This is a genomic window from Paenibacillus sp. FSL W8-0439 (genome assembly GCF_038008995.1).
Lineage (GTDB): Bacteria > Bacillota > Bacilli > Paenibacillales > Paenibacillaceae > Paenibacillus > Paenibacillus polymyxa.
In genome coordinates, this window is the sequence record NZ_JBBPAK010000001.1 from 4046750 (window position 1) to 4058460 (window position 11711).

At 47.7% G+C, this 11711-nt stretch carries 7 protein-coding genes; 3 read left to right on the top strand and 4 right to left on the bottom strand.

Annotation, left to right across the window (positions count from 1 at the left end; genetic code table 11):
- Window positions 1-169 precede the first annotated feature (169 nt).
- Both MKX36_RS17370 and MKX36_RS17375 read left to right on the top strand, forming a co-directional pair.
- Entirely contained in the window at window positions 170-820 is a 651-nt protein-coding gene (locus tag MKX36_RS17370; RefSeq protein WP_025365472.1) for a hypothetical protein, read from the top strand.
- A 34-nt stretch (window positions 821-854) separates the two neighbouring features.
- A complete protein-coding gene (locus tag MKX36_RS17375) occupies window positions 855-1424 on the top strand; it encodes a DUF1697 domain-containing protein (protein WP_016821743.1) in 570 nt (189 codons plus the stop codon).
- Window positions 1425-1535: 111 nt separating this feature from the next.
- Here MKX36_RS17375 and MKX36_RS17380 read toward each other — a convergent pair whose 3' ends face one another.
- A complete protein-coding gene (locus MKX36_RS17380) occupies window positions 1536-3281 on the bottom strand; it encodes a methyl-accepting chemotaxis protein (RefSeq protein WP_340865180.1) in 1746 nt (581 codons plus the stop codon).
- Between the two features lie 349 nt (window positions 3282-3630).
- On the opposite strand from MKX36_RS17380, the gene MKX36_RS17385 reads away from it, so the two are divergent.
- Window positions 3631-4215, top strand: coding sequence for an RBBP9/YdeN family alpha/beta hydrolase (locus MKX36_RS17385; protein ID WP_340865182.1), 585 nt, complete (start codon window positions 3631-3633; stop codon window positions 4213-4215).
- Window positions 4216-4364: 149 nt separating this feature from the next.
- On the opposite strand, the gene MKX36_RS17390 is transcribed toward MKX36_RS17385, so the two are convergent.
- From MKX36_RS17390 to MKX36_RS17400, 3 genes are read right to left on the bottom strand one after another with little or no spacing between them, the layout of a single operon-like run.
- A complete protein-coding gene (locus MKX36_RS17390; protein ID WP_340865184.1) occupies window positions 4365-7157 on the bottom strand; it encodes an alpha-mannosidase in 2793 nt (930 codons plus the stop codon).
- A 38-nt stretch (window positions 7158-7195) separates the two neighbouring features.
- A complete protein-coding gene (locus tag MKX36_RS17395; protein WP_340865185.1) occupies window positions 7196-10351 on the bottom strand; it encodes a beta-galactosidase in 3156 nt (1051 codons plus the stop codon).
- Window positions 10348-11667 (bottom strand): glycoside hydrolase family 125 protein, encoded by a 1320-nt coding sequence (locus MKX36_RS17400; RefSeq protein ID WP_340865186.1) that lies wholly within the window; start codon window positions 11665-11667, stop codon window positions 10348-10350. The genes MKX36_RS17395 and MKX36_RS17400 overlap by 4 nt, the downstream gene beginning before the upstream one ends.
- Window positions 11668-11711 lie beyond the last annotated feature (44 nt).

An 11711-nucleotide genomic window follows, 5' to 3' on the forward strand; every position in this document is an offset into this window, starting at 1 on the left:
TACACCTTATTTTCGAACTCCTATATTGTAAAATTATTCTGGATCGACTGGCAAGGTAGCATAATTACAGAAACATATGTTCTTCATTTCTATATTATGATATCTTAATGCTAAAAGTAAAACGTGATGTCGCAGGTCATAGCCTACGACTAGAAAGGAATACACACCTATGAAACAGTTAAATGAAGCGCTTACCCGGTTTGTACACCAGCAAAACTTGTATAATGAAGCCTACGGGCTGTTCCAAGACCACGATATCCAGCCCCGTTCAGAGAGTATAACAGATTGCTGGGACAGTCGGATTCCTCTATCTCCTGAGCTTGCATACATGTATAGCCACTATGAAATGATCGATGCCAAGGCAGCGGGAACACACAAATTAAAAAACGCGGCAGTTGAAGTTGGGGATGCCGCAGTTCTCTTTTTTGTCGCACCAGAACATTTATATCGCCAACAACTGGGGTATCGCTTCGTTACGTCTGGTGAGCTTGTCCAAGAGTCTTCTTCGTGGCCCTCCCATCATGTTGTAATTGCCACGTTTAATGACGATCCACTCATTGTCGATACTAGCGCACCCGATTCTCCTGTATATGCTGCAATTGAAGGTGGCGCAGCGCAGCAGGTTGCCGACTCTTTAGCTAACTTCTTTACGGCTCTTTCCATCCTGATTGAAGGTGCCTGTACCTTTAAGGGAGAATTGGTAGATGAAGATACATACGAAACCAAAGCAGCATATATCGAGCACGTAAAACCATTGCTGCATCACTTACTGGGCGAGAACCAAACCACGTATTTGCTGAAATACCTATCCTTCTGTTAGAAATCCTATTTGTTAAAGAGAGGTGGGGCTTTTTATGATCTATATCGCATTACTGCGGGGCATCAATGTCGGCGGCAACAACAAGATCGAGATGAAGAAGCTCAAGCAAACGTTTGAACATGCAGGTATGGGGCATGTGACGACTTACATCAATTCTGGAAATATCATATTTTCCAGTCAGGAGCGGTCCAACCAGGAGCTATCGCTCGTATTGGAACAGGCGATTCTGGAGGATTTTAGCTTACCCATCCGTGTCATCGTCCGTAATATGAAGGAGATTCAGAGCATTATGGAAGCACTACCGAATGAATGGTCTAATGATACACAGATGAAAAGTGATGTAATGTTTCTGTGGGATGAAATTAACGATATTTCCGTTCTGGACAAGCTTCCTTTGAAACCGGGAATTGGGCATGTCATATATACGACCGGGGCCGTTCTGTTTTCTGTTAGCAAGGAACAAGTCACCAAAAGCGGGTTAACGAAATTAGTCGGCACCAAGCTGTATCAGCAAATGACGGTGCGGAATGTGAACACAACCCGGCAGATTTATAAGCTAATGCAAATGGCTGAACAGGAAGAGTTACGAGATTTGGACTCCTGACTGGATGACGAAAGCAATCTAGTAGAGTCTGCTCAAAAAGGGAGCCTTCTTACGGCTCCCAACTGTTTTTCTTCGTCCTTCATTTAAATACCCATCACCGTATGGTCCTCGTTAAATTTTAAAGCCTTCGACCAGCTCATTCAGTCGAGCTGCGCTTTCCTTCACCTGATCAGACTGGTGTGCCACTTCACGAGATTTTTCCGTTGATGACACCATATTCTCAGCAATGTGCTGGGTAGATATAGCAGACTGTTCGCTGGCGGTTGCAATCTCATGGATCGCTCTCACCATGGTTTGGATGGTTTCATTTACCTGCTTAGAGGTAGCGTTCAAATCATTGACTGTGTTCGTGTGCTCAACAGCATCAGTGTAATATTGTCCCGCTGTGTCCTCAAGCAGCTGATAATCCTTGCCCACCTGTGTTTGCAGGAAGTGCAGTAATTCTTCGGCATTAGTAGTCAGATTTTCTACAGACTGCACAACCTCTTGAGTAACACTCTGAATTTGGTCTACCGCGTGTTTGGAGCCGTCTGCCAACTTACGAATCTCGTTAGCTACAACCGCAAACCCTCGACCTGACTCACCGGCACGAGCCGCTTCAATAGATGCATTTAGGGCCAGCAAATTGGTTTGTGCCGTAATTTCCAAGATAGACTGAGAAAGTATACGAATTTGATCTACTGCCTTGGCTCGTTCTAATGCTTCTGTCATCTTTGCATTAGCCTTCTGGTAAATTTCCTTGGCCGCTTTATTGGATTGACTAGCCGCCTGCTTCAACGTTTCGGCCTTTACACTTGTATCATAGGCAGACTGAGCTCTTTCTTGAGTTTTGACCGAGATGTACTCTGCTGCCCGCTGCATTTCATCCGCAGAATGATTCATATTTTCGGTGTATGCTGAAGTCTCCTCCATAGCTGCTGACAGCTGTTCGACCGTGGCGGATACATCGCGAATCCGTTCATTGAGATCTGTCATATTCAGATTCGTCTTATCGCTAAGCTGGTTAATTTGGCGCGACTCATTGATCACTCCCGTAATGACCATTGAGGTTGAATCTGTCATTTGCTGAATAGCACGAGCAATGACAGCGATCTCATTATTTCCTTTGAGCAAGGCTGGATCAAGTGCTGCCGTTAAATTGCCTTGGGTAATCTCTTCACAGTATTTCGTAATGGTGCTCATCCGGGAACGAATGTTTTGAATGGCCACAAAGGAGATTGTGATCAGAACAGCCAGCACGAGAGCCAGAACCGTGATCAACACAATTGTGCGCATTTTTATCTCATTTTGCGTATTTTGATATAGGTTGGCGGATTGCTCATTGTTATAATCTGAAATGGTAGTCAGCATCGTAACTATGGCCGTACTAGATTTATTAATCCGACCTCTCTCTTCTGTGTCATAGGTTCCAGTATTTTTTTTGACGGCCATGATCTGTTCAATATCCTGAAAATACGTGTCTATACTGCCTCTTAGTTCCTCATACAATTTCTGTTCCTTTGCATCCAATGTCCTTTGTGAAAATTCATTTAGCCCGGTTGTAACACTATCCTTTCCTTTCTGTACCTGCTTATACTGTTTATCTGTATACTCTTTATTGTCGAGTATTTTTGTATAATTGGCCCGCATATTGTAGAAATCACTTTTGACTTCAAGAATATTGGTTTGGTGTTGAAAGCGATCCACATACAAAATACCTTGACCCTCTTTAGCTTGATACATACCGATAACCCCTACCAACGATACAATGAGCAAACCCACCAAGCTGATCACAATCATGGAGATCATCGTTGTTGTGACCTTTAAATCTCTAAGCCCTTTTCCTTTTTTCGTCCTGTCCGATAGCTTGTTACTCATCCAAACCCCTCCAGCTCGTCTATGGATAATAGTTCACGCTGCTCTCAACTTTCACGAGTACTCCGATCCCCCCTTGATGCTGCCCTCCAAACAACAATATGAAGTAGATTACAAAACGTGATGCTATATATATCGGTAGAAAGCGCTTAAATTTATAAGTCAAATTACAGTACTGCAAAAATAATGAATATTATAACAGGCAAATTTATACATGGACTTGCTACGTAAATGCACAATTTTAGTACTTATAAGCATGGGGAGTTTGGTAAACTAGAGGGGAATGCCTGCATGAAGTGAGGCACATATGCAAATTAAGTTCTAAACACTGGATGATGGGAGAGAACGTATTGTGACAAACATACAAAATCAAAAGCAAGTATATATAATCCATGGATACACCGCTTCGCCAGCAGATCATTGGTTTCCTTGGTTACAAGACAAATTACAGGAAGATGGGGTTTCGGTAGATATACTAGAAATGCCCACCTCGCAAGCGCCCAAGCTTAATGAGTGGATTGAGTATCTATTGCAAAATATTAAAGTTTTACATAAAGACACCTATTTTATTGGTCATAGCTTGGGATGTGTATCCATATTAAGGTACCTGCAGCAAGTAAATATCTCGGAACCGCTGGGGGGCGCCGTGTTCGTTTCCGGTTTTACTGACCCAGTGCCAAGCCTACCATCATTAGATGAGTTTACAATTGACCATTTGGATGATCAGCAAATTATGGATTCACTAAAGGCACGTGCAGCTATAGCTTCAAAGGACGATACGATTGTCCCCTTTGCACTTAGTAAGAAACTAGCGGAAGATATGCAGGCTGATTTTCACGAAGTAGATCATGGGGGGCACTTTTTGCAAAGTGACGGTTTTACCACCTTACCGGTGGTATATCAAGTGTTACTTGAGATGATGAATGCAAATGAGTAGCATGTCAGGAGAGCCTTGTGTCAAAAAAGCAACGCGGATTGAATCCGTAAACCTAGCTACTATTTACTTTTAGCAAACGATAACAAGCCCCGATGATAAGCTATTCCATCGGGGCTTGTTAATTTGCTATGGCCTTCTTTACTTTATTGTTAGGTCTTCAATTTAAAACCCAGTGTGATAATTTCATGCGGCTTTACAGACTGAAGCAACTCATTAGAAGAATCCACTACGATGTCTTCTCCTGGTTCTTCGAGGATATTACTTTTATAAAAATCGCACTGGTGCGGCCCGGGCTTGATAATTAATTCGGCTATACTATTGCTCATATTGTACCAGCGTAGCAGCACATCCCCCGACAGCTCATTCATTTTCATAGAGGAAAAGGCAAGCTCCGTGCTTTGCCAATCAAACGGCGCATAATCTGAAGCAACTGTACCCGCATGAATCCCCGTTTGTTTTACAATCCAAGGAATTTGGTATTGATAGGCTTCTGTATACGCGCCGGACTGAATACCGTCGCCATCATGTGGAATGATTTCCAGACGAGCGGTGCGCTCACCTGGGCACTGCGCTTCCGGCGTCGGGAACCATCCCCAATCCCCCAGCTCGCCAACTGAGCGAAGCAGCGTTATTGCAATCGTGTTACGACCATCACGCATGATTTCATATTCATTCAACCCGAGATTGGCTACGGTTAGACCCGCCTGTTCCCCGCTTACATCCACAAACGCCTGCTGATGCTGTGTGTTGCTTGGGTTTTCCCACTCAGGTGCAGGTTCATTGTCCCGGATTGCAATTTCAAACATCGAGTCCACCCGATGCTCACCAGAAACTATATCTGTCGGAAACAGAGCACGAAGACGGTGATCCTTGCCCTGGTTGTTAAAGGTGGTTTCAATGGAAACCCCTCTGCTGTCCCTAGATAAAGAAATGACGGTCCGTATCGTCAGCGGAACGGTCTGCCAGGAGCGCTGAGCCTTGCGGTACGGATAATAAACTAGTTCTCGCTGCTCCTGCTCCAGCGTTTCATCCGCAGAGGCCGGGATTTCCCAATGATGGATAATCTCGATGGATGCCAGAAAAGGTGTATCTTCAAGCACACGAATGTCAGCAATCAAATCTTTGGTAGTCAGTGCCTGCTCTCCCTCGGGCTGTCTGAACATATACTCGTTGCCGATATCACCCACATTTTCATATACGCCAAGGTCTTTGTAGCTGCGGCCTGTACGCTTATCTGTCAGGGTAAAAGAGCCGTTATCCGCAATTTCGACGTGAAGTAAATCATTTTCCATACTGCGACTGCCATGAAAAAGGGAAGAGGAGTCCGTCTCGACACTACTTCTCAGCCAAGCATAGGTTTTTAAGCCTAGCAGGGGCACACGTTCAACCTCAAAGGTAAGGCGAACCCGACGAGACATGTAAGGCTGGCGGAATCGATCATCCGGCAAATCATAACCGAACTGTAGCCCGAGGTCCTCCATCTTGCATGCCACCGGACTCCCTTCACTGTCCACCAGTACGCGCCCGGAAAGATCAACGTTCTTCGCTTGATGAGCAGCCTCCTCAGGCGTGTATCCTTCACGGAAGTACAGACGCACCACTTCCAGTTCTGCCGACACTATACCACTGCGCTCCCAGCCTGACGTATTAAAAATCGCGAGTGGCAATGCATCTTCTCCAAAGCGGCTAAAGCCCGTCGTATCCACTGCTTGCACAATGACCTCTATGCTTTCATCCACAATGCTCTCGGCTACATGACGGCTCTTATCAAACCGGGTCACCATCTCACGGTGCACCTCGTCCACACTACAACCGCAAATACTGTCATGCGGATGGTTCTGCATCAGTGTTTTCCAGGCATAGGTGAACAAATGGTGAGGATAAGCCTGCCCCAGCAGATGCGCGACGGTCGCAAGCGGCTCTGCCACTTTTTCCAGCATCACTTGTCCCAACTGGTTCATCTGTTTCAAATACACCCGAGCAGAAGCCGTATTCACCAGCGTTCCCCAGCCGTCCGTGCGCTGACTGCGAAGCTCTCCCTTCACGGACGAGAGTTGCCTTTGGGAAGTCCGTTTCAGAGAAGTCAGATAATCGTTGAAATTGGAATGAACAAACTCGATATCCGGATAAAGCTTCTGTGCCGTACGGATTGCTTCCGGTAAATCAAGCTGTAAAGGCTGATGGTCGCAACCGTTCATGAACAGCAGCTCACCCGTTGAAGCATATTTTTGCACATCATCCAGTTTACGCTTCCAATACATTTTGGCTTCCGCCTCATCTACAGGAACCTCATTGCCGTTGGAATACCAGTTGGCAAATAAAATACCGAGTACCTCCGATCCGTCTGACCCCGTCCATAACAGTTCCGAAAAGGAGGACTCGTAGCCTCTATCCGACACTGTATTGTTAAACCCTGTCGGCTTTACGCCCCTTCCGAAGAAAACATTCGTTATCCCCGACTGTTGCATGAACTGCGGAGTCTGCCCAACCAGACCAAACGTATCGGGGAAGTATCCGATCTTGGACGGACTGCCGTAACGCTCACAATCGCGGTGCCCAATCTGCATATTGCGTATATTGGCTTCGCCGCTGGTCAGAAAAGCATCCTGCAAAATGTACCAGGGTCCGATAAAAATACGACCATTGCGAATGTGCTGCTCCAAACGTTCCTTATGCTCGGGCCGAACCTGTAGATAATCCTCCAGAATGATCGTCTGCCCGTCCAGATAAAAGCTTTTATAATCCGGGTCCTGCTCCAGCTTATCCAGCAGAGAATCTATCAGGCTAATCAGGCGCATATGGTGCTTCTCATAAGGCAAATACCACTCCCGATCCCAGTGGGTATGCGAAATAATATGTGCTGTCGTCTTGCTGCCCGTGTATGTGTCTACTTCCCTGCTTATCGCTTGATTGTTGATTGATTCATCCCTTTGCTCGCTCATCGCATATCTCCTCACCGTATGTCTTGACCTGCCATTGTTCACTGTATCACTTCAATCGTCACGTCCTCAGGACGATATACTGCTAGCAACTGACCTTCTCGATCCACAGCAAACAAGACAGAGCGGCTCCTTGGCAACAGAAAAGCGTAGGATAATCCAGTCTCCTTATCCCGAACACGCACTTGGGTATCCCGGGAATACTCCGATACGAAAATATATAGGCCCCCATTCTCGAAATTCAGCTTACGCCCATATAGTCCCGGCTGATCGCCACCGTCTATCCATTCCAGCTCTCGCTCCACCCCGGCAGCAGTGAGGGCGTAGCGATATAGCTCAGCAATCGGCTCATCCCTACCATTCAACTCGAGTGGAAGCGGACTCCAGATCAAGCGCCCCTTGCCAAGCGGCAGGTTCACGACTTCATCCCCCATCCTTCCATCTGCTGTTGGTGATAGTAGTTCCTCTTTAGCGACCTCAGCAATTCGCCGCTGTCCAAATGAGACAGGAAAGGTTTGACCCTCCAGACTCAGTGCTTCCTCCCGTTGGACGTTCCCCAGTGTACGCTGCCCAGTAATGGCATCAACCCGTTCGGTCATTTTCCAGTAAGGATCAAGCCCCAGTGGTCCGGTGACTAGTAGCGTCACACCGAAGGCTCGCACCATGTCCAGAAGATGCTCCAGCGATGTACTATCGAAATTGTGCGCGCTGGGGACCATAATCAGTTTCGGTAACTGCAGCTTGAGCGAGTCCAGATGATACTCGGAGACGGCACGGAACGGCTGCTTAAGATTATAGGACATCACCCGGGTAAGCCGTGTCGTGGCATCAAAGGCAAGTGACCGGTTGGAGAAATCATTGGAATACGGGAATACAACAGCCGTTTCCTCCAGCTTCCGGTCTGTAAACAGATCGCGAATATCACTCATAAAACGCCCAAAATCGTAAGATACCTCTGCTTCTGGCTTCTCGGTCCCATCCGCACGTAACGCACCGATGTGCGATTCATTGGCATTATCCATATAAAAGTTCGTATTCCAGATCCAATGAATCGCACCCGCTCCGCCAGTCGAAAAGGCATACGCATACTTGCGCTCCAGCATGTCGCGCAGCTCCTCCTCCGAACGCTTGGCTCGACCATCCGGCGTCTCAACATACATGATCCCGGTTTCCTGCACGAGATTCGGTTTGTCTGGTGTTTTGGCAAAAATACCGTCCCACACCAAATGATCATTCAGCCACCATGAATGCACCGTCGTATAATCCACCACAGCCTCATAAAAAAACGGAGACGGCCGTTGCGCGCCCAGTGCCTCGTCCTGACCTACAGTTACCAAATGTCCGGGACAAAGCTCCCGAATCGTAGTCGCCAATTGCTCGGCCCACAGATTGTGCATTTCCATCGAAAATAGACAGTAATCCAGCCATTTGGCTCCCTTTTTGGCCTGATGCATATCCTGAACGCCGAAGTTGATCTCCTCCGGCTCGGGGATTGTGGCAGAAGCAAAACAGGAAAGCTGCTGTGGCGTCATATTCCAGGCTTCCTGCAAAGCTTCAATGCTGCCATGGCGTTGCTCCAGCCATGTGCTGAACGCCGCCTGTTCCCATGAGTCCCTCGCAGAGCGTGGACCGTCTGCGAAAATACGCGACGGATCAAACATGGAAGGCTCGTTTATCAGATCCCAATCCACATGGGTTGTAGCCGTGTGCCGACTGACAATACTGCGAATGAATCGCTTTTGTGCTTCCACGCTTTGCGGATCAAGATAAGGGTTAACCCCTTCCCACGTTTCCGGTGTAAAAGAAAAGAACGTGAACGTCACCTGCAAGCCATGCCTTTTGGCTGTCAGCAGAAAAGCATCAATCGCGCGAAGTACCTCTTCCGAGGCGTGCCCGTCTATCTGCATCATGTTGCGATAAGCCGTCCATACCCCTGTACGAATCCAGTTGATGCCCGCTTTGGCCATCTGGGCCATATCCCGATCCCAAATTGCTGCATTGGGCAAAAACAAAAATTTCCGTGCCACATCTGAGGTCATATAGGTCATGCCAACAACAGGTAACGGACGCCCGTCCTTTATAAAATAATCCCGACTACGCATGATGATCTGTCCTTCAGCCAGCAGTTCGGCATCCTGCCCCCAAAAGCCCTGTCGCAATATACGTACTTCACCATCCGATGATTCAGCTCGGCAAATGACCCGATATAAACCGCTTAGAATGGAAAAGCCAAGGGGAATACGTACAAAGTTCTGTTCTTTGCTAACCTCAATCTGCAAGCGATTGCTCCATACCTGCTGATTGTACTCATCCAATGTTTGCTCCACCGTCAGGTCAAAGCTCCATACCTCGTGATTTCTGGGCGTGACTCCTTCTCGCTGCAATCTCTGGGTTTGAAGTGTCAGTATGGCTCGTTCCCCGGACTCATAAGCAGCATAGTTCGGCTTGATAGATAGCTCCGTCATCCCCTTGGCGCAAAAACGTGCCCATTGGGCAAGCAGTTGCTCACCATCCTGTTCCCAAAAGGAAGCTATCAACGGCACATGGATAAACATCCAGCGTGCGCCAGCAAACAAACCTCGGGCATGCTCCCATAGCACCACCGGGGCAGCGATATCCCGTCCGTCTGCACCGACACCTTTTAGCAAAGGATAAATTTGCGTATTCATCGGCCCGGCAGAGCCCATCTGGTGTGGCAGATCGCTGCTTTTGGTCGTATGTGGAACGAGATTCCACGTGTCAGTCACCTGAAACTGAGACTCCTGACCACACAGTACAGGAATATCCTCTGATGCGACCAGCGAAGCTACCTTCGACGCATCCACTCGCAGCACCTCATGAATATGCAGCTCCTGATGATATGCAGTCTGCTCAGTCTCAATTATCCAGTCTCCATGCTCATCAGCAGGATTGCGTACCGGCTGCTTAAAGGGTGCTCCCCCGACGTTAAGCAGCCCTCCTCCCCTATGGAGAAATGCCACGATTTCAGTCCAAGCGGATTTGGGGAAGTACGGTGCATGCAGATTGACAAAGCAACCGTTGTCCATATGTTTTAGCGTTTCAGCCAGTTCATCGGCTCCTACGACCACCACCTCTGCAACTCCCTGAAATGCCTCATCTGGCAACAGGCTCCCTATAGTGGGAAAGCCTTGCTCACTGAAAACAACGATGGATGGGTTTACTATGGTTTCATTCATAACAAGCCATCCTTCATAGCCTTATACACAAGCTGGGCAAACAGACTGTTGGACCAGGCAAACCATTTTCGCGTATAAACCGTAGGATCATCGGCATGAAAGCCTTCATGCATGTAGCCGGTGTCCCCATCTGTCGCTTCCAGCATCTGGATCATCTCCAGCTTTTCTTCTGCGGTCTGGGCCGTTAATCCTTGCATAGACAGGGCCATATGCCAGATGTAACCTGGCAGCGTGTGCGGACTTCCGATGCCTTTAGCCGCCTTGCCCTCAAAGTAAAACGGATTCTCCTGACTTAAAGCAAAGCGCCTCGTATTTTGATAGATAGGATCGTCCGCCGTCGTATAGCCCAAATACGGAATGGACATCAATCCCGGTGTACCCGCATCATCCATCAGGCAGTAGTTGCCAAATCCGTCTGTTTCATAAGCATATATAGGTCCAAATACCGGATGGCGGTAAATGCCGTACAAGCGGATACCGTGCTCCACCTCAGCCTCCAGCTCCTTCAGCCCGTTCAGAAAGTCCATATCACGGAATACCCACTCCGCAAACTCCTGCATCTGCCGCAAAGCAACCACTGCAAACATATTGCCGGGTATATTGTAGTGAAAATCGCAAGCATCATCACTGGAACGGAAGCCCGACCAAATCATCCCTGTATAATTTACAGGCATACCGAGTCCCTGATTGCGCAAGGAATCTGTGGGAATGCCGTTATTACGCGTAAACCGATATGCAGACTGCTCTTGGTGACGCTGCTCCGTTTTGAACACATCCACTATTTTGCGCAGAGCCGACTTGAATTTTGAATCAAAAATATCGGTAAGCTCCGTTTCCTTCCAGTACATATAAGCTAGCCGAATGACAAAGCACAGCGAGTCGATTTCAAATTTTCTTTCCCACACCCATGGTGACATCTCCGTCTCATCAGTCGCATTCCAGTGCCAGTCATTCGCTGTCTCATTGAACGCATTCGCATACGGGTCTATGAGGACATAATGAATATGGCGCTTGATCAGCCCCCCAATGATGCGCTGTAAATCAGCATCCTCCCTGGCTAACGGCACATAATGAATGACCTGCTCTACAGAATCCCGCAACCAAAGAGCTGGAATATCCCCTGTAATGAGAAACGTTGTCCCATCATCCATTAGCTTGGTCGTCGTCTCCAGTGAATTTGGAAAACAGTTTTTAAACAGCTTCAGCAGCTTCGGCCTGTGAGCCAGTGCTTGCTCCGCTTCCTTGAGTACGTCCTGAACAGCCTGCGGCATGTCAAGTTCGGGCATCGGTATTTGGGGAAGTCTGAATTGTTCCAATAGCTTTTTCGCTCCTTAATCTGACGGGAAACACCCGTGCGGTT